The 24,761-nt window shown below is 56.3% G+C and carries 16 protein-coding genes; 13 read left to right on the top strand and 3 right to left on the bottom strand.

All coding sequences use genetic code 11. The features are described from left to right. Nucleotides 1–375 precede the first annotated feature (375 nt). The 11 genes from LAO21_21875 to LAO21_21825 all read left to right on the top strand — a co-directional run bounded on the left by LAO21_21875 (nt 376) and on the right by LAO21_21825 (nt 14,575). Nucleotides 376–1,395, top strand: coding sequence for a ligase-associated DNA damage response exonuclease (locus LAO21_21875; protein ID MBZ5555366.1), 1,020 nt, complete (start codon nt 376–378; stop codon nt 1,393–1,395). A gap of 11 nt (nt 1,396–1,406) precedes the next feature. Next, nucleotides 1,407–3,056: an ATP-dependent DNA ligase gene (locus LAO21_21870; protein ID MBZ5555365.1), complete on the top strand. Its 1,650-nt coding sequence runs from the start codon at nt 1,407–1,409 to the stop codon at nt 3,054–3,056. Between the two features lie 591 nt (nt 3,057–3,647). Further along, a complete protein-coding gene (locus LAO21_21865; protein ID MBZ5555364.1) occupies nt 3,648–4,847 on the top strand; it encodes an efflux RND transporter periplasmic adaptor subunit in 1,200 nt (399 codons plus the stop codon). 196 nt (nt 4,848–5,043) lie between these two features. Beyond that, entirely contained in the window at nt 5,044–6,345 is a 1,302-nt protein-coding gene (locus tag LAO21_21860; protein ID MBZ5555363.1) for an ABC transporter permease, read from the top strand. A gap of 12 nt (nt 6,346–6,357) precedes the next feature. Further along, nucleotides 6,358–7,611, top strand: coding sequence for an ABC transporter permease (locus LAO21_21855; GenBank protein ID MBZ5555362.1), 1,254 nt, complete (start codon nt 6,358–6,360; stop codon nt 7,609–7,611). A gap of 313 nt (nt 7,612–7,924) precedes the next feature. Further along, the gene (locus LAO21_21850) at nt 7,925–9,775 is read left to right on the top strand and encodes a chloride channel protein (protein ID MBZ5555361.1); all 1,851 of its coding nucleotides are present in this window, start codon (nt 7,925–7,927) and stop codon (nt 9,773–9,775) included. A gap of 410 nt (nt 9,776–10,185) precedes the next feature. Further along, the gene (locus LAO21_21845) at nt 10,186–10,521 is read left to right on the top strand and encodes a helix-turn-helix transcriptional regulator (GenBank protein ID MBZ5555360.1); all 336 of its coding nucleotides are present in this window, start codon (nt 10,186–10,188) and stop codon (nt 10,519–10,521) included. A gap of 3 nt (nt 10,522–10,524) precedes the next feature. After that, entirely contained in the window at nt 10,525–11,505 is a 981-nt protein-coding gene (locus LAO21_21840) for a hypothetical protein (protein MBZ5555359.1), read from the top strand. Nucleotides 11,506–11,847: 342 nt separating this feature from the next. Continuing rightward, nucleotides 11,848–12,741, top strand: a complete 894-nt coding sequence (locus LAO21_21835) for an ABC transporter ATP-binding protein (protein MBZ5555358.1) — start codon at nt 11,848–11,850, stop codon at nt 12,739–12,741. After that, complete coding sequence (locus tag LAO21_21830) at nt 12,738–13,535, top strand: ABC transporter permease (GenBank protein MBZ5555357.1); 798 nt, start codon at nt 12,738–12,740, stop codon at nt 13,533–13,535. The genes LAO21_21835 and LAO21_21830 overlap by 4 nt, the downstream gene beginning before the upstream one ends. Before the next feature lie 425 nt (nt 13,536–13,960). Beyond that, entirely contained in the window at nt 13,961–14,575 is a 615-nt protein-coding gene (locus LAO21_21825) for a hypothetical protein (GenBank protein MBZ5555356.1), read from the top strand. Between the two features lie 335 nt (nt 14,576–14,910). On the opposite strand, the gene LAO21_21820 is transcribed toward LAO21_21825, so the two are convergent. Then, nucleotides 14,911–16,104: a hypothetical protein gene (locus LAO21_21820; protein ID MBZ5555355.1), complete on the bottom strand. Its 1,194-nt coding sequence runs from the start codon at nt 16,102–16,104 to the stop codon at nt 14,911–14,913. 445 nt (nt 16,105–16,549) lie between these two features. On the opposite strand from LAO21_21820, the gene LAO21_21815 reads away from it, so the two are divergent. Beyond that, entirely contained in the window at nt 16,550–17,878 is a 1,329-nt protein-coding gene (locus LAO21_21815) for a SpoIIE family protein phosphatase (protein ID MBZ5555354.1), read from the top strand. Nucleotides 17,879–18,711: 833 nt separating this feature from the next. Here LAO21_21815 and LAO21_21810 read toward each other — a convergent pair. Next, the gene (locus LAO21_21810; protein MBZ5555353.1) at nt 18,712–21,009 is read right to left on the bottom strand and encodes a multicopper oxidase domain-containing protein; all 2,298 of its coding nucleotides are present in this window, start codon (nt 21,007–21,009) and stop codon (nt 18,712–18,714) included. A 1,455-nt stretch (nt 21,010–22,464) separates the two neighbouring features. Here LAO21_21810 and ada point away from each other — a divergent pair. Then, entirely contained in the window at nt 22,465–23,577 is a 1,113-nt protein-coding gene (ada, locus tag LAO21_21805; GenBank protein MBZ5555352.1) for a bifunctional DNA-binding transcriptional regulator/O6-methylguanine-DNA methyltransferase Ada, read from the top strand. Nucleotides 23,578–23,739: 162 nt separating this feature from the next. Here ada and LAO21_21800 read toward each other — a convergent pair whose 3' ends face one another. Further along, on the bottom strand, nt 23,740–24,090 hold the full coding sequence (locus LAO21_21800) for a VOC family protein (protein MBZ5555351.1): 351 nt from the start codon (nt 24,088–24,090) through the stop codon (nt 23,740–23,742). Between the last annotated feature and the right edge of the window lie 671 nt (nt 24,091–24,761).

Below are 24,761 nucleotides of genomic sequence, written 5' to 3'. Positions count from 1 at the left end.
CGTTCCACCAGAGGCTTCAGCGGTTTCATTGCTTCCACCGCTGCTCCGGTTGCTACCGGCTGGAGCGACAGTTGCCGGGAGGGATTTTCACCCCCTGAAGATCGCCGCCTTTTCACGGCGCACTGAATTATCCGGGCTAGGTCTTCTTAAAGACTCTCTGCTCGAATCGGTGCCGATGCAATGCCACAATCTCAAACCGACCCTGGTTCAATTTCGGATTGCGGATTTCGGATTGTGGAATAGGAACCACCTATCGCCCGTCCAACCAGTCCATGGGAAGGAAGCAAAGAGAACCGAAACGTTCAAGCATCAAATTTCGATTCCTACGTTCATAAGGACGATGAACGAGGGCTGAACGAACACGCTGTGCCGCATATGTTCCAGACATCGACGCCAAGAAAGCCTCTCCTCGTTCCCACTCCGTCCGGTCTCTATTGCGAACCCGGGGATTTCTATATTGACCCGCGGCGGTCGGTCTCGAAAGCCCTCATCACGCATGCACACAGCGATCATGCTCGTGCCGGCAGCAAGGCTTACCTCTGCGCCCTGCCGTGCGTTTCCCTCCTGCGTCACCGCCTGGGAACCCGTGCCTGTATTTCAGGAATTCCCTATGGTGAAAAGACAACGATTGGCGACGTGAGCGTCTCCTTCCATTCGGCGGGACACATTCTCGGGTCGGCCCAGATACGCATGGAGGCGAACGGAGAGGTATGGGTCTTCTCCGGTGACTACAAGCGAGCGGAAGATCCAACTTGCCCGCAGTTTGAAGCCATTCACTGCGACACTTTCATCACCGAATCAACCTTCGGGTTGCCGATCTATCGATGGGACTCGGGAGCCCGCATCGCCGGGGAGATTCTGGACTGGTGGAACGGGTGCCGCGAAGCAGGCCGTGCGGCTATTTTGTATTCCTATTCGCTGGGCAAAGCGGAACGCATTCTCGCCGAACTGGCCCAGATCACAGATCGGGACGTTTTTGTCCACGAGACGATTCAGTCTGTTGTGGCGTGCTACCGGGAGGCAGGGATCCGAATGCTCCCGACCCTCCCCATTCCCGAAGAGCGGTCGGATCAACTTTTCTCCGGCCAGTTGATTTTAGTGCCCCCGAACGCAGGCACTTCACCCTGGATGGAGCGTGTTGCAGAGTATGAAACCGCGTTTGCCTCCGGCTGGATGATGACACGTTCAAGCCGCAGGCTCTGCGGCTTCGACCGTGGCTTCATCCTCTCAGATCATGCCGATTGGCCGGCCCTGATTCAGACGGCGCAGGAATCAGGGGCCGACCGAGTGCTGGTGACCCATGGCAATTGCAAACTCATGGTGCAGTATCTTCGGGAACAAGGCATTGACGCCTCCCCACTGGAGATCGCAACGCCCGGTCCACTCAACCACTGACGACACACACGATGAAACGGTTTGCCGGATTAATTGAAGCGTTAACTCGAACAGAGTCGACCCGTGAGCGGACCCGGAAACTCGCCGATCACTTGTCATCGGTTCCTCCAGAAGATGCCGCCTGGACGCTCTCCCTTCTGCTGGGTCGACGACCCAGACGACTTGTGACGATCAGGACACTCTGCGATTGGGCCCTCCATCATGCCGCAATTGCGCGATGGCTGTTTGAGGAATCTTATGACGTAGTCGGTGACCTCGCGGAGACCGCGGCGCTCGTCGTCTATCGGCCGCAAGACGCCAATCCACGCACGAGTCTTCCGCTCTGCCGCTGGATGGAGGACCGTCTTTCGCCCTTGCAAGGCCTCGATGTGGAGTCTCAGCGCCGAAAGATATGCCTGTGGTGGAGCGAATTGGATCTGGGAGAACTGTACCTGCTGAATAAATTATTAACAGGTACTCTTCATGCTCCGATCCGTCCGACGGATGTTTTTCGGTCGGTTTCCCAAATATCCGGATTACCGCTCACAACGATTTCGCTTCGTCTCGAAGGCAACTGGCGACCCTCCGCGGATTTTTTCGCGTGGCTGACCGCACTAGGAAATGAAGAGGAAGAGGGAGCGCATCCATTTCCTTTCCATGAGGCATCTCCCCTTGATCAGCCCTTAGAATCTCTGGGACATTGTGAAGATTGGCTGGTCGAATGGGCATACCCGGGAATCCGGGCGCAGTTAATCCGGCGAGGCAGTTCGGTTTTCCTCTGGTCCGAGGACAGCGACCGAATGATGCCGTCTTTTCCGGAAATATGCCGGGCGGCCCTGCTGCTTCTCAGTGGGACAGTTCTCGAGGGCAGAATCGTCTCGTTTCGAGACTCGATGCCCCTTCCCGCAACATCGCTTGAAAGCAGGCTCAATCCGGCGCGCTCTGCAAAAAAATCCCCCGGCAAGTCTCTGGTGGCATTTATGCCCTACGATCTGCTCGAGGTAAACGGCAAGGATGTGCGGCATTTGCCCCTTCGCGAACGGCGAGAAAAGATCTCGCGCCTCTTGCGGCATCCGCCACCGTTCTTCATAACCCCGGCTGTGCTCGAGCCGGGGAACTGGTCGGAATTACGGGAGGTATTCAAGACCTTTCCCCATGGAAACCTCGGGTTCTTAATGCTGCGCCGCGTTTCTTCAGGATATGCGGGGAGCCCAAGCAAGGATTGGCTGGAATGGCGCGCCAGTCCCATGATCATCAAGGCAGTTCTCATCTATGTGAAGGCAGACCCGCGAGAGCGGCTGGCCCGCCCCTCTGAATATATACTGGCACTCAGGAAGGATAAGGCCCTTGTTCCTATCGCAAGGATTGCTGCAACAGACTCCCTCGAAGACGCCACTGCCCTTAACCAGTGGGTTTTTCAACACACAACTCAACGCTTTGGTTTAACTTATGCCGTTGAGCCTAGTTTAGTACTTGAAATTAGCTTTGAGGGAATAACACCTTCCAGGAGACACAAATCAGGTTTCTCTCTCTGTTCCCCTCGCATCACTCGCTGGCTTAAAGGTATCCCCGCACAAGAGGCAGACACTCTCGAATGCGTTGCCCGGATGGCAGATTTTCCTCGTGAGGATTCCACATCCATACGGAATATCCCTTCCCTATCTAATCTGTTCGACGAATAGGGATAAACATGTACTTGAATTCCTGAATTTTCGAAAAAGGGTGGACTGCGGTTTTGTCCCCTTTTCTGGTTTCGGAATTCATGTCAAGCGGTGAGAACCTCAGACAATTCTTGAGCTTTCCAGAACTAATTGCCTGTCTGCACGTCTAATTGAATGATTCGCTATCGGAAGTTCCCAGTCAACACGCGGGAGTGTTGCTCAACGGTTGGTGTGGCGTGCAGAAGGTAACCTTGTCACGCTATGAAAAAACACCGGGGTCATGTCTCGTTCAGATCCCGCCGAGGATGACAATTCATAGTGACTAATCCGAGCGACTCACAAAGTGGTTCGGTTGGGGGGCCGGGATCCGCCTGCTTTTTGGCGGATCCCGGGCTTGTGCGACCCGCCAGGAAAAGCCCGCGATCCCCAAAAACGGGATCACGGCTACCAAAACCTGTGCAACTCAACTTACATGAGCGACAAGTCTCACGATAATTTGAAATCCGCTATAAGAGATTGATTCCTGAGATTTTCGGAACAATTCGAGTAAGGCTATCGTATGAATTGGACAGAGGCGAAGGGGTGAGGGTTGCCCTATCTCAAGGAGGAAAAATGGCAAAGAAGAAATCGAGAAAAGTCATCATCGTGGTCATTTCAGTCTTGGCGGTTGCTGGACTGGCGGTCGTTGCCTACTCTGCAAAATCGCATGGGAAGTCTGCCATCGACCCTTCGCGTCTGGCCGCGGTGGAACGAGGCGACCTGGCGCGATCGGTGGTCGCCACAGGCCGAATTGAGCCGATCTCCAAAGTGGAAATCAAATCCAAGGCCAACGGAATTATCAAGGAACTTAAGGTCGATGTCGGTGATCTGGTCACCGAAGGACAGGTCCTGGCTGAGCTCGACAAAGATAATCTGGAAGCACAACTGCGGCAGGCACGCGCCGCTCTGTTGAGTTCCGAGGCCAACCTGAAGGCCGCAGTCGCACAACTTGAAAAAAACAAGATCGAAGCGGAAGGCCCGGATGTGCCTTTTGCCCGCCGGAACAAGGAGCGAGCCGAAAGACTGAATAAAGACGGGCTGATTACTCAGCAGGCGCTCGACGACGCGAGGAGTGCGCTCGAAATGGCGGTCAACCGTCAAAATGCCGCCAACTCCCAACTGAGCATCAGCCAAGCCCGCATCGCGCAAGCAAAAGCCGACGTCGCCCAGGCACAAGCCAATGTCGATCGCGCCCAGGAAGAATTGAGCTACTCCACCATCCGTTCTCCCATCCGGGGGATGGTCCTTTCACGCGATGTCGAGGTGGGCAGCCCGGTCTCTTCCATTCTGAACATGGGCGCTCAAGCGACCCTGGTTATGGTGTTGGGAGACATCAGCCAGGTGTTCGTCCGCGGGAAGGTTGACGAAGCCGATATCGGAATGGTGCGGCTGAATCAACCCGCGCGCATCAAGGTGGAGACCTTCAAGGATAAGCAATTTGAAGGTCGAGTGACGCGAATCTCTCCGCTCGGGGTCGAAAAAGACAATGTCATCAGCTTTGAAGTCCGGGTGTCCATCAATAACCCGGGAGGGCAGTTGCGCGCCAATATGACCGCCAACGCGGAGATTGTCCTGGAAGAGCACAAGGGAACTCTGATCGTCCCTGAGAGTGCCATCATTTACGATGCCGAGCATAGAGCCTGGGTTGAAGTCGCATCGACTGTTGCCCGCACCGGCCGTGAACGCAAGCCAATCAAGGTTGGGGTCAGCAATGGCACAAAGACTGAAGTCTTGGAGGGGGTAGGACTGGGAGAGAAAGTAGTCCTGCAGTGAAGAAGGGAGTTGCCAGTTCCCAGTTGCCAGTGGATAGCCCTCAGCTTTCAGCCGCCAGCGATCAGCGGCCGGGCGAGACCAAAGGACAAGAGAATTTAATATGATACCGATCCGCTTGAAACTCGAAACCAATCCCCATTGCTCACCTGCGGGGTTTGCTGACCGCTGATAGCTGATTGCTGGCAACTGAATTCCCATGCGCGAATTATTCACTCAAATCTGGTTCAACCTGGCCGCACACAAGCTGCGCAGCTTTCTTACCATGTTCGGCATCCTGTGGGGCGTGATTTCGCTCGTCATCCTGTCGGCCGTCAGTGAAGGGTTTCAGCGCGGCAACCAGAAGGTTTTGCTGGAGCTGGGAAAGAACATTGCGATCGTTTTCAGCGGCCGGACCAGCATGCAGGCGGGCGGGGCGCGTGCCGGCCACCTGGTGCGACTCGAAATCGCGGACGTCTACGCTATCAAACAGCATTCAAAAATGTTGCAGGACATCTCCCCCGAGCTGATGCGCGGTGGGATCAAGGTGAAAAGCGCGTTCAATGCGAGTTCGGTCGGGATGAGTGGCGTGTGGCCAGTCTACCAGCCGATTCGCACCATCGAAGTGGAGCGCGGGCGCCTCCTTAACGAAAGGGACAGTGAGGAGGCACGTCGCGTGGTCATCCTGGGCTATGAAGTCAGCAAGCAGCTGTATGCAGACCGTGATCCAGTAGGCAGCGAGGTCACGCTGAATGGGGTCCCCTACACGGTGGTGGGAAAGATCCGCAAGAAGTCACAGGAGTCGAATTACATGGGCCCGGACAACAACCGGATCTTTGTTCCGTATGAAGCCATGCGAAGAGATTTTCCTCTTTCGGGCCCATTGGATACAGCCGACACCATCAACATCATTATCACCACTCCCCATGAGGAGGTGACCAACGAGTTGGTGCGGATTCTGGAAACCGAAGGGAAGATTGATTTCGAGCGGGGGGGTCCTTTTGAAAATGAGATTCGGACCATCCTCGCCCCTCGGCATTACTTCGATCCACGAGATATTGAAGCGCTCCCAATCTGGAATACCGCCCTTGAAACGGCCCTTTTCAGCAAGATTGTCACAGGAATGCGGGAGTTCTTCTCGGCGGTAAGCATCATTACCTTGATTCTGGGTGGCATCGGAGTCATGAACATCATGCTCATCTCGGTGAAGGAGCGAACCCGGGAAATCGGAATACGGAAGTCAATCGGCGCGACCGCTCGAAACATCCAATGGCAGTTCTTCAGCGAGGGGCTGGTTTTGACGCTCGTCAGCGGCGCGGTCGGCCTGATAGGTGCGTTTGTTCTTTCGAGTCTGGTGAACATGCTTCCCATGCCAGATCGCTTTGTCGGGATGGTCATCACCTGGAAGACCGCCATTTTCTCGACGGCTTCCCTGGCCGTCATCGGGGTGGCCGCTTCGACTTATCCGGCGCGCCGAGCCGCCGAACTTCCGCCCATCGAGGCCTTGCGCTACGAGATGTGAGGAACGCTTGTTATGTTGAAAGCCATCTTCCAAGAAGCCATTCACGCACTGACCAGTCACCGGACTCGCGCCGTCCTGACTCTGCTCGGCATTGCGTGGGGTATCATGACGGTGGTTTTGTTGATGGCCTATGGGAACGGCTTTCATAATGCCCTGATGACGGGGATGGAATGGGCTTTTTCTGATGGCACCGTGGTGATCTGGAACGGGCAGACCAGCATGCAGGCCGGGGGTGAGCGCGCTGGAAGAAGAATCCGTTTGAAAGAGGAGGACGCCCTCGCGTTGAGGGATTTGGGCGTTATTAAATTTTCAAGCCCGGAATACGTCGAGAACTTGCCGCTGGCCTATGGCAATCGGCAGACCTCGGCCCTGGTACGTGGTGTTGCCCCTGAATATGGCATCATGCGGAGTGAAATGCCGGAATCCGGCCGATTTATTAACCAGGAGGATTCCGAGAAGCGCCGCCGCGTCGTTTTTTTGGGATACAAGGTGGCTCAAAAACTCTTCAGCAATAGCTCCCCGCTCGGGGAAACCATCCGGATCAAGGGATTATCGTTCGAAGTGATCGGCGTGCTGGCAAACAAGGTCCAACTCTCGTCCTACTACTCTCACGACCGGGAATGTGTGTTCATTCCATACACGACAGTACGGCAGGTGTGGAGCCAGGACTGGGTGGACAACGTGGTGTTTCAAACAGTGGACCCGTCCATGCAACCGAGGGCCCTGAAACAGGTCCGGGAATTCCTGGCGGCCCGGTACCGCTTTGATCCCCGCGATGAGCGCGCCCTCAACTTTGAAGATTCGGTGGAGAACAACCAGATCATCGGGGGGATCACCAATGGACTGAAGATTGTCTTGATCTTCATTGGGACGTTGACCCTTATGATCGGCGGTGTCGGGGTCATGAACATCATGCTGGTTTCCGTCACCGAGCGCACGCGCGAAATCGGGGTGCTGAAGGCCCTGGGCGCCCGCCGCCCCCATATCCTCCTTCAGTTCCTCCTCGAAGGCCTGGTCATTACGGTTCTGGGCGGGATTGTGGGGATGCTGTTTTCCTATGCCGTCATTTGGATCATCCATTCGCTTCCCTTCCTCGCCGGCATGCTCGACGACCCCACCGGCCGGACGGATATTAACCTGATCCTCTCTCCTGATGTGCTTCTGGCTGCCTCCGGCATCCTCGCGTTTGTGGGTGTCATCAGTGGTTTTCTGCCTGCGCTGCGCGCCTCCCGCCTGGACCCCATCGAATCCCTCCGGTACGAGTAAGGACACTCACGCCTGATCACGGATCAGACATCTGCTGAATCCCCGCCCAGTTTTCCTGTAGACAATATACATCGCAATACGATATTCTGACATCCTGGCAAGAAATCAAATCACAGAGGTGTGAATGACTATCACTACGAATTTCGAGGTTTGTCCACTGGAGCACAGATCAAGCCTGGATTCCGAAACCTACATGGGAGGGTGCTGCGGCACTCTGCCACCGCTGGTCAGGTTTCTGGAGTCAGGATCCAATAGAGTTCAATTTGAGACTCTTCTCGCTTCGATCCCAGTGGGGGCCTAAATGGAAAAGGGAATGAATCCACCGGACGAATCCAAACCTAAAGGGCGAGCGACCGAAAACGAGGAGTTGTCGGGCGAGCTCGGCGACTTTACCACTACGTGGAAGGTTGTCCCTATGTCCTTCGCCGCCCTCGGGATCGGCGTGCTCAGCGCGTTTGTGGCGTTGGGCCTCCTCCGACTCATCGGACTGTTCACCAATCTCTTCTTCTACCTGCGCTGGAACAGCACCCTGGTTTCGCCGGCCGGTCATCACCTCGGCCCGATTGTAATCCTTATACCGGTGGCGGGGGCTCTCATCATCGGTTTAATGGCGCGCTATGGTTCGGAACGTATTCGCGGGCACGGGATCCCCGAAGCCATCGAGGCCATTCTCATCAGCGGCAGCCGGATTGAACCCCGGGTCGCCATTTTAAAACCGCTTTCTTCTGCCATTTCGATCGGGTCGGGGGGTCCCTTCGGGGCGGAGGGTCCGATCATCATGACCGGCGGCGCTTTCGGCTCGCTGGTGGCGCAGTTCATGCATCTGACCAGTGCGGAGCGCAAAACGCTGCTGGTCGCCGGAGCCGCGGGCGGCATGTCGGCAACTTTTGCTTCCCCCGTGGCCGCTGTTCTTCTAGCGGTCGAGCTCCTGCTGTTTGAGTGGAAGCCGCGCAGCCTGATTCCAGTGGGGCTCGCCAGTGCCGCGGCCGCTGCGACCCGCCGTTACATCCTCGGGATGGGCCCGCTCTTCCCTACCCCGCCACACCCTGTGTTTATCGGCCCCAAGGGTCTGCTCGGGTGCGTTGTGATAGGGTTGCTTGCCGGCGCCCTCTCGGCACTGCTGACCATCTCGGTCTATGCGGCGGAAGATGCTTTCGGGAAAGTGCCGATTCACTGGATGTGGTGGCCGGCGATCGGAGGTTTGGTGGTTGGAATCGGAGGCTGGATTTCTCCCCACGCGCTCGGTGTGGGCTACGATTCCATCGGGTCGTTGCTGCGTGGCGACATGCCGATTCGCTTGATGTTGGGTCTGCTTGTGGTCAAGTGGATCATCTGGTCCGTGTCTCTGGGCTCGGGGACTTCGGGAGGCGTTCTGGCTCCCCTGCTGTTGATGGGCGGCGCGCTGGGCGGCGTCATGGCCACAGTCTTGCCTAACGAAGGTTTGGGTTTCTGGCCGCTCATCGCCATGGGGGCAATCCTCGGGGGGACGATGCGCTCTCCTTTTACAGGCATCATCTTCGCCTTGGAACTCACCCACGATGTGAATGTGCTGCTGCCCTTGCTCGTCGCCTCTATGATCGCTCACGGGTTTACTGTCCTGGCGCTGCGCCGGTCGATCCTCACAGAAAAAGTCGCTCGTCGGGGTTATCACCTGAGTCGGGAATATACAGTCGATCCGCTGGAAATCCTGTTCGTTCGCGAGGTCATGAGGACCAACATTGCCGTTTTGCCGGCGAATACCTCGGTGAATGACCTCGCCCAGTCCTTCCGCAATGATCACAAGCACGGTCAACGCTTGTACCCGGTCGTGGATGGGGACGGGCACCTTGCGGGTGTGGTCACCCGCCACGATCTGCAGAGGTTTCTGTTGGAACACCCTGCCGGGAGTAATGGGCACCACTTGGCGGAGCTGGTCAGACCCAACCCGGCCAAAGCCTATCCCGACGAACCGTTACGCGTGGTGGTGAACCGGATGGCCGACACCGGCCTCACGCGGCTCCCCGTCGTCGATCGCGACAATCCCCGCAAGCTGATGGGCATTGTTTCGCTCAACGACCTCTTGAAAGCCCACGTCCGTAACCTGGAGGAGGAACGCCATCGCGAACGCGTTCTGACCATGCACCCCATCTTCGCCTTGGGCTCGCGACGGCGGCCCACTGGCTAAGGATTTCTCGTCAGCCCCTGTGAATGGGATCATTTTAATTTCCAAAGCACGTATACCGCCGAGACGCAGAGTACCCGAGGTTGGCCTGGCTGTCTCCGCGGCTCAGTGGTCAACTCGCCCTGGATTTTTCCATTTACTGGGAAGCCCAGGTATTCTTTCACCCCTCCGGGGCTATCATCATTTTCGGACCCTTACTCCGCTCCGACAATACAAAAGACTTTGAGAGCGGCCTGATCTCGCCAATCAATTTTGTTTCGACGATTCGATCACTTAGCAGGAGTGCTTCCACTGGAAGCCCGAATCAGAAGTAATGGGTCTGCTAGCCTTCCCTGACGCTCAACAAAATTTCCTTGACAAATTATACTGTGTACTATACAGTATGTATCGTACAGTGTATGGCAAACAGTGGTATGACAGATTCTAACCTATTTGAAACGCTTCGACTCGAGCTGCGGCGGGGGTGCCTCATCGTGGCGGTGCTGTCCCAGCTCCGGGTCGAGCATTACGGCTATTCATTGCGCAAGGCCTTGGCCGAGGAGGGTTTGGAGATTGACGAAGGAACACTTTACCCTCTGTTGAGGCGGCTGGAGAGTCAGGGTCTGCTGGCCAGCGAATGGCGCGAAGAAAACAAACGCAACAAACGGTTCTATCGGTTAACTCCGGACGGCGAGATGATCCTCAAGCAATTGCTGGATGAGTGGCGAAGCATCAACAGATCGCTCGACGGAATTCTCCAAGAGGTATAGGACATGGATCTTCTCGATCACTACCTAAGGGCAGTCAAAATCTATCTGCCGCGAGGGCAGCGGAACGACATCATCAAAGAGCTGTCGGAGAATCTCCGGGCGCAGATGGAAGAGCGGGAAGCGGAACTCGGCCGCCCGTTGAACGAGAGCGAGCAGGAGGCCTTTCTCGCGCAGCACGGAGATCCGATGCTCGTCGCCAGCCGTTACGGCGCGGCGCAACGCGGCCTGGCGTTTGGCCGGCAGCTGATCGGCCCCGAGTTGTTTCCACTTTACCTGCGGATCATGTGGCTGAACTGGGGGCTCACGATTGCGATTTTTGCGGTGGTGGCGATCCGCCACATGCCGCTGACGATCTCGGGGTTCTTCCTTCCTTTTGTCATTCAATTTGCGGTGGTGACGGTAATCTTTATCCTCATGGAGATCCTGCAGCGCAATTCCGGTCAGCACTGGACTTTTCCGCCGGAGTACATGCAGGTGATTCCGCGCTGGCGATCCCTTTCCGGGGCTGCCATTTGGGGTGTCGCCATTCTCTGGTGGATGGCGGTCCCCCACGCGCCATTCCTCGTTCTGGGTCCAGCCTCGGGCCACTTGAAACTCACGCAGGCGTGGCAGACATTCTTTGTGCCGATTCTGCTCCTCCTGTTTGCGGGTTTGGCGCAGCGCTGTGTGAACCTGGCCCGCCCCCAATGGAATTGGATTCTGCCGGCCACACGGGTGGTCGCCAACAGCATTGGCGTGGTGCTTCAATATTTCATCTGGAAAAGTTCTCCGTTCTTTGTCGTTTCGCCTGGGCCGAACAATGCCGAGCGGTACAACCACCTTGCTCAAGTTTTCAATGCATCGATATCCTATGGCGTGTTGAGTTGGCTTTGGGTCTACCTGTTGGTCAACGCAGTGGTCTACGCCTGGCTCTGTGTACGGCATCTTCGCCATGTGATTCACCACGCGCGCGAACCCGCCCCCTCTTCCATTCGCAGACTCTAATCTCTTTTCTCTTAATCTACTGAGCGCGGCAACCTGATTCGGGCAGCGGCTCGCGCTAAACAGCACGAAGAGCACGCCGCCAGTTCAAGAGGGGGAGACTGTCTCATTGGCACTAGCGGAAATGATGTTGGTTCGATGTTAGGGTGCGAATGACCGCACGCACAATTCCCTTCCCCCAGGAGAGGAGGAACCATGAACCTGATAATCCGACGAATTGTGATCATCATCGCGGTTGCCGCGGCGCTGCTTGCGGTTCTAACTAATTGAGCAAGATGCTGCGCGGCCAATCGATGTCGAATCAGAGAATACGCAATGGGTTTTTAATCTCAGGAGGGAGCAACCATGAATGACGATTGTCTGGCAGAGCTTGCGGGTGTGAGCAAGCGCTTTGGGAAGACTATGGCGCTCGACGGACTTGACTTGAAGGTACATGGTGGCGAGTTGCTGGCCGTTCTCGGTCCAAACGGCGCGGGAAAGACGACTGCCATTTCACTGATGCTGGGCCTCGCGAGGCCCGACGCCGGATCGGCTCGCCTTTTCGGCCATTCTCCGCAGCGGGTCGAGCCGCGGCGTCGGGTCGGGGTGATGATGCAGGAAGTGACTCTCGCGCCGGAGCTGCGCGTGCGTGAGCTGATTGACCTCGCAGCGAGCGGCTACCCGGATCCACTCACGCCTGATGCCGTCCTGGAGTTGACCCACCTGACAGCGCTTCGAGACCGTCCTTATGGAAAACTCTCCAGTGGTCAGAAGCGCCATGCGCAATTTGCGATCGCGGTCTGCGGCCGTCCGAAGTTGCTGTTCCTCGATGAGCCCACGGTTGGACTCGATGTTCAGGCCAGGCAGCTGATGTGGGTAACGCTCCGCCGCCTCGTGGACGATGGAGCATCGATCGTCCTGACAACACATTACCTGGAGGAAGCGGAAGCCCTGGCCGATCGTGTCGTGGTCCTTGCCAAGGGCCGAGGGATTGCAGCGGGTACGGTGAGTGAGATACGCGGCCTTGTGTCACGCAAACAGATCCGCTGCACTACAGTCCTTTCCCTGGAAGAGATCCGCGCCTGGCCGGAAGTGGAGAGCGCTGAGCGCGATCCGCAGCGATTGCTCATCACCTCTAACGATGCGGAAGCGGTCGTCCGACGATTGTTGGACGGGGATGAGAACCTGCGGTCGTTGGAGGTTCGCAGTGCCGGGCTTGCGGAAGCGTTTACAGAACTGACACGGGAGAAAAGACAATGAATACCTATCCACTGGAAGCCGGCAGCGATGGAGCCCTCAGCACCGTGATGCCTGCGGGCCGACTGTTTCGAGCGTATCTCACCGAAGCAAAGTACGAGTGTGTGCGCATGTTCCGAGTCCCGGCGTTCGCGGGGCCGTTCCTGGCGCTCCCGGTCCTCCTTTACCTGCTCTTTGCCGTGCTTCTCTACGGCCCTGCTTTGCGGAGCGAGCCCGCGGGAGCCCTGTTCACCTTTACGGCCTTTTCCATCCTGGGCGTGATCGGACCCGGACTGTTCGCGTTTGGCATCACGATCGCCATGGAACGCGAGCAGGGGCTGTTCACCCTCAAGCGTGCCCTGCCCACACCTCCGGCGGCCTACCTGCTTTCAAAGATGCTCATGTCCATGATGTTTGTCGCCATCGTCATGGTCACCATGATCGCTGCCGCCCCCCTCGGCCATTTGCGCCTGACTGCGGGACAACTCTTGAGTGTCGCCGTCATCAACATCTGGGGGGCGCTGCCGTTTTGTGCGATCGGGCTGTTTATTGGGACCCGGGTCACAGGCAAGAGCGCGCCGGGCTTTGTGAATCTCGTTTATTTTCCGATGCTTTATCTTTCGGGATTTCTTATCCCGCTTCCGAAGTCCATACAGTGGATCGCGTTTGCCTCGCCCGCATATTACTTAAACCAATTGGTGCGCCGTGTGGAGGGCGCGTCGAGTCAAGGCCCGCCCCTCATGCATATCGCCATTCTTACCGGCTTCACTTTGGCTCTGACGGCGATCGCCCTCCGGCGTCTGAAGCGCGTGGGTTAAGGAGCTTTCGTCTCACTGCAAAGCCACACGATGAATGGGGTGATTTCTCCGCGCAATTGGAAAATACCGGGTGCCGCAGACATGCGTTGTGTGCATGTCTGCGAAGATCGGCTCACGCCGCTCCTCCCATCGCAGCTTTCCCATAAGGTCTCACCGCCAGCGATTCTCTCCAGGATCCTGGCCGACGCAGGCATGCACACAACACATGCCTGCGGCACCCCGGGCCAGGCGGGATCAGACAACAGGGTAAGCCTTGCCTAATTGCTCGGGTCTGAGCTTTTATACAATTCGACAGTTGCGGCGCCTCATTCTCATTCGCCCCCACAATACAGAAAAGCTAGAACCAATTGTAGAAAAGTTCGGATCTGACCCTCACTTGCCTTAGTTTTAGCGAGACGATCCCTTTCAAGATCGACGAAAACCAGATGAAGGATCTGCCGGAGGATGCCGCGATCACCTATCCCAATTACTTCAATCTTGCATCCGGGAAGTACCGCCTCAAGATGGCTGTGCGCGACCAAGGGAATCTGATCGGGACGGTGGAGCAGCCGCTGGATATCCCGGCCATTCAGACCGGCCAATTCGCAACTAGCAGCCTGGTTTTATCCGCCGAATTGCAGCCTGTGTCGAGTCTCCTTGGAAATATGGAGGCTCAACTTCTCGACGAGAAGAATCCGCTTGTGTTCAATGGGACGAGAGTTTATCAATCCGTTGGTAGAAAGTTCTATCGGAATGGGCGACTGATTCTTTTTTTCGCCGTCTACAACCTGGCAATCGATCCAACCAGCAAAGCTCCAACACTGCTCCTGAGTTATTCCGTCATGACGCAGGAGAAAACCGTGTATGAACAGCCGCTTACGCACATGACGGAGTTGCCGAACATGGAAAATGGAGCACTACCTCTCGCGCTAATCATCCCCCTCAAACAGTTTCCAGCGGGGATCTACACGGTTCAGGTCATGGTACGGGATGGTCTCACCCATGCCACCCGCTTCATTCATGACCAGATTGTCGTCGAACCAGAAACCCCGAAGAAGTGAACGGGCTGCCGCGTTACGCCCGAAGCAACTGACCCCTTTGAATATGAATAGGTCGCGGTAGGGATGCCCGTCACCGGGCACCCCCCGCACAGATCCGTACAAGCGGCGGGTGCCGCAGACATGCGTTCTGTGCATGTCTGCGAAGATCGGCTCACGCCGCTCCTCCCACCGCAGCCTTCCCATAAGGTCACCGGACGGCGATTTTCTTCAGGATCCTGGCAGACGCAGGCATGCACACAACGCATGCCTGCGGCACCCCGCTTTCCTCAGCAATTCATTCGAGTTGAAAAGATTTGACATAGCGAATTGTAGGAGGGCAAATCGCGATGAGCAAATCACATCCTTGGCTGGCCTGTGATTTCTGATTCCACCTTCTCATAAATATCCGGATACAGACTCTTCAAACACTCTGGGCAAATCCCGTGGCTGAACTCCGCCTCCGAATGTTCGCGCACGAAGACTTCGATCTGGTTCCAATACCCCTTGTCGTCGCGGACCTTTTTACAGTGTGCGCAAATGGGCAACATCCCGCTGAGCAGCTTGACTCTTGATAGCGCCTCCTGGAGCTGGGCAATCAGCTTTTCGCGCTCCTCCTGGACTCGCTTGCGTTCCGCGATGTCGCGCATGCGGCGTTCCAGTTCACTGCCGATCGTCGAGGAAAACACGATGAGCGAAGCGATGGCCACGGCCGCGTAAACGCCGAAGAAAAAAGCCCCCTCCCCCAGCGTCTCACGAAGCACACTGAGCGGTATGCTGCCTCCGCGTTGAGTGGAATACACCGAAGCGAGGAAGAGCTTTCCCGCGGTTCCTCCCACTCCAATCATCACCATGAAAACGAGGATGCACACAGCAATATAGAATCGGGGATTTAACGATTGCCGGGGCGGGACGGCAATTTGCGTGGCGATCCACTTCTGGACCGGACGATGAAACCCATACAACAGCAGCCCGACAATCAACACCACCTGCATGCAGTCGCCAAGCACCCATCCTTCCCAGACCGCCAGCGCCTTGGAGAAGGGCAGGCTGTGATGGTAGTTCCAAACCAGGGCGCCTACTGAAGACGCGCCGGTGGCGATGAGCGCCAGCAGGGCAAAATGGCCCCAGTCCGCCCAAGTGCGGAGCGAAGGAGTCACCTCCAGCATCACCATGGAACTCCATACCACGGCCAGTGTGATGGGCGTTGCCAGACTGAAAATCATGCCGGTGGTGAGCGGAATGCCGGTATGAAGAGCGAGGATCAGGCTGGTCAAGTAGGCTGGAACAATCCCCCACAACGGGCCAAGCCACAGGGTGAGCAGCAGACACAAGGTCAACGGAGGATAGAAGGTGACGTCTATCGTAAGCGGGCCAAAGTGAAGGCCGATCGCGTTCCACGTCGTGGTCAAAAGACCGGAGACGATCGAGAGCGCACACGCGACGAACCACAGACACAGGACAAGCAAGGTCCCGCGCTGGTCTCTGGCCCCCAGTAAGTCCCGCGGGCTCCACCAGAGCAGGTGAGAAAAGGATTTGAAATCCTGGGTCAAGAGCCTCCTTCACGCCGGGATCACCCAAATAAGTTCAGCCTTGAATTTGAAAACCGGGTTACCAGCGGGGTTGCTTGGGTCTTTCCGAGGAGCTAGTCTGCACAGGGCGTCTGTTGGGTGGACGAGGTGTGTCGTGGAGTGTCCATCGGCCTTCAGGCACGTCGAGGAAGGACGTTCTACCGGCCGCGCATCCCGACTGAGACTCCAAGGCCAGTTCGTCGCGCGGCGCCGCTCGGACCAGTGCAACGTCACCGATTGTAGGGTTCGAGAGGTCCGTTATCAAGGGAAATCGGCGGGGTTATCCCATCGGGGCCGGACAACACGGGACCGGTGAATCAATTCCGCGAAAGAGCTTTCACCTGACCCCTTAACATTCTGGGTTCAAAATTGGACCGAAAAATTCGAAAGAATGACCTCGATCATTCCGTGAGCTATAATCGCTCCAATGTGGAGTCCTCCTTCATCTGAGGGACCAGACCTGTCCGGTGTCGGCCTGGATCGCCAGGCCCGCCACCTGCGTGTCCACGCCGTTAAGGTTTTCGTCCGAGATCAGGATCAAAGCCTGCGATTCTTCGTTGATCAACTCGGGTTTGAGGTAGCATTTGATGCCCGACTGCAATCCGGTGACCGTTGGGTCGCGGTCTCCCCTCCCGACGGCACGGCGGTGCTCACGCTGGTCGCCCCTCAGCCCGAATCCTATGAATACCAGCTCATCGGTCGGCCTACCGGCGTTGTTTTCGTCACCGACAATGTGGCCGCCAAGTACATTGAATGGCACAAGCGCGGGGTTCGCTTTCATTTTGCACCACGCCTCCGGCGTGTCCGCTATGAGCGCCCGGCGACAGCCGCGCCTTCGAAGATGTCGTCGACACCGGGCGAGGAGCAGCCACCGGCCTGGGGAGGAGTGTTCACTCGCTTCAGCGATGTGGATGGAAACTCCTTTGATCTGGTCGGCTTCGATGAAGTGAGCCGGGAGGTCGAAGCGCAACGACGGGCCAGTGCGGAGAGGCTGGAGTCAGAGCGCCGCGCGGCCCAGGAGCTGGAGATTGCAAGACAGGTGCAGGCAAGATTCTTCCCCCAAACGCTGCCGCGCATCAAGGCACTCGAATACGCGGGGATCTGTATTCAAGCCCGCCAGGTCGGCGGCGACTATTACGATTTCCTGGATCTGAGTCAAGGGCGTTTCGGATTAGTCGTCGGCGACATTTCGGGGAAAGGAATCGCCGCGGCCCTACTGATGGCCAATCTACAGGCGAATCTCCGCAGCCAGTGCGCGACCGCGTGGGATAACCCCCAGGGCCTGCTGCAATCGGTGAACCGGATGTTTTACGAGAACACGCCCGAAAGCGCCTACGCCACCCTCTTCTTCGCGGAATACGACGAAGCGAAGCGCCGCCTGCGCTACGTGAACTGCGGCCATCTTTCAGCGCTTCTCCTGAGGAGCGATCATACCATCGAGAAGCTCGATTCCACGTGCACGGTCCTGGGACTCTTCCGGGAATGGGATGGCACAATAGCGGAACGCCAACTTCTCACCGGAGATACCCTCGTCCTTTGCACCGACGGGATTACTGAATCGTTCAACGACGAGGAAGAGGATTTCGGGGAACAGCGGCTGATCGAAGCGCTGCAGCGGCATCGAGATCAGGCTCCACAAGAGTTGATCGCATCGATTGTTGCGGAAGTCCGCCAGTTCAGCCCTCGCGAACAGCAAGACGATATTACTCTCATCGTGGCTAAGTGCGGGGGAGAGGGGGAGAAGAAGCCGAGATAAATCTGGCCTTGAGTCAATTCGGGAACGTTCCGAATTTCATTATGCAGCCCGGCTTCCGAACTGATTACCCCGGAGCCGCAGAGCAGGCGGACCATCGGTTTGGCAACAAGTAGCAGAGTGCGGGCGGCACATACCTCAGTCCATCGAGGTATGAACCATCCAGAAAAAACCCTGCTTAAGTGAACCGTCGATCGATTCGGAATTGAAGAGATTCTTTCACCCCTCCGGGGCTCCAATCTCCTTTCGGACCCTTACCCCGCCCTCGCCCCGCAAAGAGAAAAAGTTCGGGGCTCGGACGGGGCTACATTCGGGCGGCCCTCCGGGCCTCTGATTGGAGATAAGACTCCGATTGGAAATAATCCTCTGAATGGAAGTGAACCGCGGATTGGAAATGCACCCCGGGCTGAAAATGAATCGGGCATTTGATCAGGAAATTCGAAATGTTCGGACGCCTGGCGAATAGTCCGGACGGGTGGCGCATACACGCGTTCTTGGCGTGTGTGCGAATCTTGTTCTCTGGTGTACTATGGGCATGAGTCGTTCATTCCCAAAACACCTCATTCCCTTGTACCAGTTCGCTTGAATCTCAGAATCACCGCTGTGAATCCGCAGTGGAACTCCATTCCTTCAGATGGCCCGCACCCTCCGATGGATCGAAGTATGCGCCATCCCCCTCGGGACTGTCTCAATTCCTCAATAATTAAAATCGCACGGGGAGAGGAGAGATCGGGTTGGTCACTCCCCGTGCGAGAGCGATGTCTGAGGAGGCGCGAGGGCCGCGCCGGGGTGGCAAGGTGGCCCTCACTTCAAGCTTCCCCCTCGGACAGTCGCTACTAATGCTGGGGCGAGAAGCTTAACTCGAACGGTCGCATCATGTCGTTGTCTTCATGGTCCAAGATATGGCAATGCACCATATAGCCCGGTCCACCAGGGAAGCCAAACCCGTCGTTTTTGATCCCCAAAGGCGCCGTCGGGTCAAAGGCAAACCTGTTCTGCCCCCCATGCACATGGCCCACCTCGACATCCTGCGGGGCCCAGCGGGTGACAAGGCGTGTCACTGTGCCCGGGTACATCTTCAAGGTGTCCTTCCACCCGGCCTCATTGGGATCGGGCGGGAGCGGACTGCCTATCAGATACGGGGTCACATCCGGATTACCGCCCATCGGCGTGGTGCTCAGGTAATCCAAGGGCGGCCCATCGCCGTATCGGGCTCCTCCACTTCCAAAGGCGGCTTCCCACGCATCAAACCGGTAGGTCCCGGGAGTAACGATAGGAGGTACGACATCCCCAACGTTGTACACCTGCCGGCTTAGGACCTGGAACTGAATCAGGTGGATATGGATGGGGTGGGCATCCGGGGTGAGATTAATAAACTCCCAGACCTCGGTGGAGCCTATCTGAGGAATCTCCGTTACATTGATGTTGCCATTGTTATAAGGGATCGAGTCCGTGATCGGCATCCCATTTTGCCAGGGGAACGCGCCCATAGGCGTATTTCCATCATAATGGGTATTATTGATTACTACCTTCACGGGGGCGCCGGTGTCGGGATCTTCCTGCTCGATGAGCACCAGCCGCCGGGTATTATCCACTCTCACCCCGGGGGCCAGGCCCGCTTTGCCGTCGGCCAGGCGGACGATCCTGTCGCGATTGCGCAGAGTCGCGCCGTGCGCGGCTGGATTGAAACTGAGGTCAGCTGAAGAGAGATGCTTGTTGACGCGGAACTGCATGATAAGCCCATCGAGCGTGGGGTCCGAGGGATCACCCCCTGGAAAGGGATGATTGGCATCGTTCACCAGGGTGAAGGTCTGTCCCTGAAAACCGGAGAAGTCGATGATGACATCCATCCGCTCCGCCGGGGCGAAGAACAACCGTGGTCCAGGGAAACCCGTGAAACCACCGGTGGGGTCGAACGTAAAAGGCGTGAAGGCATCAATTTTCACTGGCTTGTCAAACAGACCGCCATCAGAGCCGATCTGCCAAATAGTCGGGACTTTCGGCCCGGAGGTATTGCCCGCCTTATCTGCCAGCTGCAAGGCATACATCCTCGCATTGCTGCCGTTCAGGAAGTGGAAGCGATAGCGCCGGGGTTCAACGCTCATGTACGGCCAGCTCTTGCCGTTGACCACGATGACATCGCCGAAAAACTCAGGGATGGCGTAGGCATGAAGTGTGGGGTTGCCCGGATCGCCGTTCAGACCTGCGCCCGGAGGATTCCCATCCGGGAAAAACAACTGACCATTGCTGTCGAACTGTTTGTCCTGGATGAGCAGCTCAACCTCCTGGTCCCCATTGGGTAGTGGCGGATAGACGTCTGCCTCCGGATCACCCCTGAGAAGGTAGAAGGCCGCCAGTCCGGAATAAACATTCAGACGCGTCTCACCGAGGACGTGGTCGTGGTACCACAGAGTGGTGGCTTCCTGGTTGTTGAGATAGGAGTACAGGTCCGAGACAAAGCCGTTTCCCTTAATGGTTTTGCCCGGGGTGAACCAGGTGTCCGGGCCACCATCAAAGGCCGAGGGTACCTCTGCCCCATGCAAGTGCACCGTCATGGGCTGGGGCCCGCCATAGAAGGCCGGATTCCCTAAGTCAAGACCGGTGGAGGGATCGGTGCCCGGAATTGACATGGATTGATTCAGGGGGTTGGCCCAGTGAAAAGAGAGATCCACCGTGAGAAATTTCTGGAGCAAGGGCCCGGGTAAACCAGGAAAAGGAACCAGGTTGTTGACCAGTTTCACATTTGTGGGGGTACCTCGCTCGGCCACAATGGTGGGGCCGGGATACGAAGGACCCAGGATCCTATTCCCATCATTGACTTTGTACCCCCAAACATAGGTGCCTTTTCGAGGGTTGATCCTGGCCACAATCTTGCCGGTAACAGGGTCCCTGTATATGACTGAGGTCGGCAATTTCTCATAAAAGCTGGACGGGAGAATTTGTTGCTGAAACTCCTCCGCCGTGAGCGTGAGAAGACGCCCGGCCCGGGTACCATCCGCTCGTCTCCCGTTAAAGGTGGGGACTGGCTCCACGAACTTCGGAATGGTTGATCCGAGCAAAACGGTTTGGCCAACCTGTTGGTTCGCTAGCGTCGCGGAGCTAAGCCCCAAGATACCAAAAACAATAGCCACCATTACCGTTAGCTGCTTAAATCTTTTCTGTCTCATTGATGATTCCTCCTTTTGGTCGATAGGAAAAATGAAAGACACAGTGATCGGGCGGCTTGGTCTTTAATTCCAGGTTATTAAGTCGTCTGCAACTCCGAGGACAAAATGAACTGGCTGGCCCAATCGCCCCAACCCGACAATACCGGCAATGATTTTCGCTTTCCGAACGAAGATGTAGGATTGCCTCGGAAAAATGGAACGCGAGGAGAAAACAAGTCCTTCTTGTCTTGCCAGCCGGTTTGTAAGTCGGAGAGATCTCTATGGTACCGAGGCAACTCGGCTCATCTTCGGGAGAGTAGCCTCTTTCTCGCCTCCTTAATTTGATGCCCCGGGTCGAAACCTTCGGTGGTAATTTCAACTCAGAAACATCCCAGCCGTTGTGCCCCCCACAGAGCTCCGGCCATGACGTTCAGTCCAAACAACGCCATCTGTAATCAGGCAACTCCTTCGTCTCAGGAACAACATCGGCATAGCGACCGATGTCATCCACATCGACGGTAAACCTCACTGTGTCTTCCACCTTGGCTCGTTTTGCTGGTCACCTGCGCGATAATTGCCTCCAGAACACTCGGCTCGAGCCTCATCCCTGGATTTCGCAGAATGGCGGCTTACATCTCCTGCACCGGAGACTCAAGCTGGGTATACATTTTCTACAGCAAAAAATGTGCCAAACGGCCTTCTTCTGAAAGTGGACACACCTGGTTGGTGAAAGCCTGGATGGCGATCGAGAAGAAAACGTCAAGCCCCAGGGGATGCAAACAAGAGGGGCCCGCTGGGAAGACGCGATAACACGGGGCGTTCACAGACAAAGATGTGGCATGGAAGAAATCAGAACGAAAAGGACCGAGCACATTGCCAGCTTTAACCGAAGCGTAAGTTCTTGTTTGGACGATACTTCATCTGTTTCTTCAAAGGCTCCACTACAGAGGGACTGTGAGAACTCTTTCAGGGTGGGAGATGCATGGTGCCGTAAGGATGATTGGGCTTGACGGGCCCACCCAGTTGAAAATTAGAGCCTGGGGTCGTTAACATCGTGTGGTATGACACACAAAAATTTTCAGGGGTCCCAGAAGATCCTTGCGTTTTTTAGTCCGCTTTAAAGCGAAGTAAGCGAAGAAAGAGAAATAAGAATGCTGGAATCAGGTCGAGACGAGCTAATCCCCAAACAACCCCATTGGAATAGAAATCGGGGGTGACGTCGGCGCAATCTACAATTGAAGCAGGGCTCGGGCACGGAAAGCGGCAAGGGCGGATCGTCGGGCGGGGGGGGCAAACTCCGATCTATCCGAGGATGCGCAATCTCCCCTAAACCCTTCCCGTTTTGACCGCAAGATTCGGATAGATTTCGGCGATGAATTGCCCTATCTTCGTCAATGATGGCCGGGTCTACATAGATATCGAAGAAGATGGAGGTCGAAGAGTTTGCATTCACAAGAATTCAATTCCCAATCCCCAAGAGTACCATCCGATGATTTGCGGTGGCAGGCCGTTCTAAACCGGGACACCCAATCAGACAAGGCCTTCGTGTTTGCGGTTCGCTCGACGGGGATCTATTGTCGTCCGTCCTGCCCGGCGCGTCGCCCGCAGCGCGCGCAGGTGGTTTTCTTCCCGGAGCCGAACGCGGCAGAGCGCTCAGGCTTCCGACCTTGTCGCCGCTGCCACCCTCGGGATGAGGTCCGTCGCGATCCTCAGGCCGAGATGGTCAGCCGCGTCTGCGCCATTATTGACTCAGGTTCGGAAGAGACTGTGACCCTGGATGCACTGAGCGCCCAAGTTGGTCTCAGTCCTCATCACCTCCAGAGAACCTTCAAGCGGTTGATGGGAATTACACCGCGACAGTATGCAGAAGCCTGCCGCCTGAAGAATTTCAAGGCGCATTTGCGCAACGGCCGGAATGTGACGACTGCCCTGTACGAGGCAGGCTACGGGTCGAGCAGTCGTCTTTATGAAAAGACCGGCCCACATCTCGGCATGACCCCGACCGCTTATCGAAAAGGAGGAAAAGGAATGATGATCCGCTACACGGTAAACAACTCGCCGCTGGGCCGCCTTCTGGTGGCGGCAACCAACCGCGGAATTTGCTTTCTAAGTTTGGGAGACTCTGACCGGCCGCTCGAACAGGTGCTTCACGAGGAATATCCGTCCGCTGAGATTCGTCGCGAGGAATCGGGCCTGGGTCAGTGGGTCAACTCCATCGTGAAACACCTTCAAGGAAACCAACCTCAACTCAAACTGCCCCTCGATGTCCGAGCGACCGCATTTCAGTGGGAGGTGTGGCACAAACTGCAGTCCATCCCATATGGACAAACACGGAGTTATAGCGATGTTGCCCGGTCCCTGGGCCGACCCCGGGCGGCTCGAGCGGTTGCCCGCGCGTGCGCGACGAATCGCGTGTCGATCGTGATTCCCTGCCATCGGGTGGTCAGGGAAGACGGCCACCTGGGTGGTTATCGCTGGGGGATCAAGCGTAAGGAAACGCTGCTATCGATGGAGCAAAGGAAATCTGCAAGTTTACGGAAGGCGGCGGGAGCTTAGGGAGAATTGGATTCGGCCGGCATGATACGATTTCGGAATTCGGATTGCCGATTGCGGAGGAGTTGGGTGGCGCACACATGCGTTCTTGGCATGTGTGCGGTTCCAATCCTCTAGATGGCTCGCACTCTTCGCACAAAACGCGATGTATGCGCCACCCGCCAGTCATCCTTTTACCAGTCCAATGGTGTGGCCCTCCGGGTCCAGGAACATGGCGAAGGTGACCAGGTTAGGAATCTCGGTGGGAGGCACGAGCGTCTTGCCGCCCATGCTCTCGATCTTCTTTAAGCAGGCATCGAGGTCAGGGACCGCCACATAAAAAGTCACGTACCCGGGCGCTCCCGCCTGGGCGGCTCCAACTCCGCCCCCGATGCCTCCCTTCCCACTGGCCTTAACCAGACCATAATTCATCGGATTGTTGGCATCGATCTCCCAATCGAACAATTTGCTGTAAAAGTCTTGAAGTTTCTTTCCATCTTTTCCCATAATCTCAAAGTGAACCACGGGTGCGGCCATGTTTAGTCTCCTTGTTGAAGTGAAATCACTGCCGTCCAAATTAGCTGAGAAAAGCGGCATTTGGACGGATTAAGCCATTGATTCTCAGCCAAATTGCTGAAATCCCTCCTGGAAACCGATTTTCAGGCCCTTTGATAGGTTCGATCAACGGGTTGTCAATCAGATTACGGTCACCTGCTGTCCAAATTGCCGAGACCAAGAAACCTAATTTGGACAAGAGTGAAGTGAAATAGATTCCATCTGATTGTAGGACATTACCGTCAACCCCGGAATTCGGGATTAGGCCGGGAACTTTGCCCACCATAACTAATCGAACGGTCGCGGCAGGGATGCCCGAAGCCGGCCCACCGAATCGAAAGGGACTGTCCCTAGGGACTGTCCCTAGGGACAGTCCCTTTTCGGTTATTTTTCGATTGTTGTGAACTCTTACTGCTGCTCTTCTAACCACTTAGTGGAGAATGTTCGAATTTCCTCTGGAAAACATTGGGCTCGAACATGTGATTCGAGGCCCGGGCGATAAAGAGGACCTAATGGGTCAGATCCTATGAAGGACCGTGACGACTCGAATGAGCGGGTCGTTTTTTGGTAAGCTCCTCGGAAAGACAGATCACTTTTTCAAAGGAGCGGACAATGACCAAACAAACGACCCCTAGCAAGAAGTATATCAACAA

It is taken from the genome of Terriglobia bacterium (genome assembly GCA_020073085.1).
Classification (GTDB): Bacteria; Acidobacteriota; Terriglobia; order JAIQFV01; family JAIQFV01; genus JAIQFV01.
Note: the sequence above shows the minus strand (reverse complement) of the source record. Positions and strands in the feature narration are given on the sequence as shown.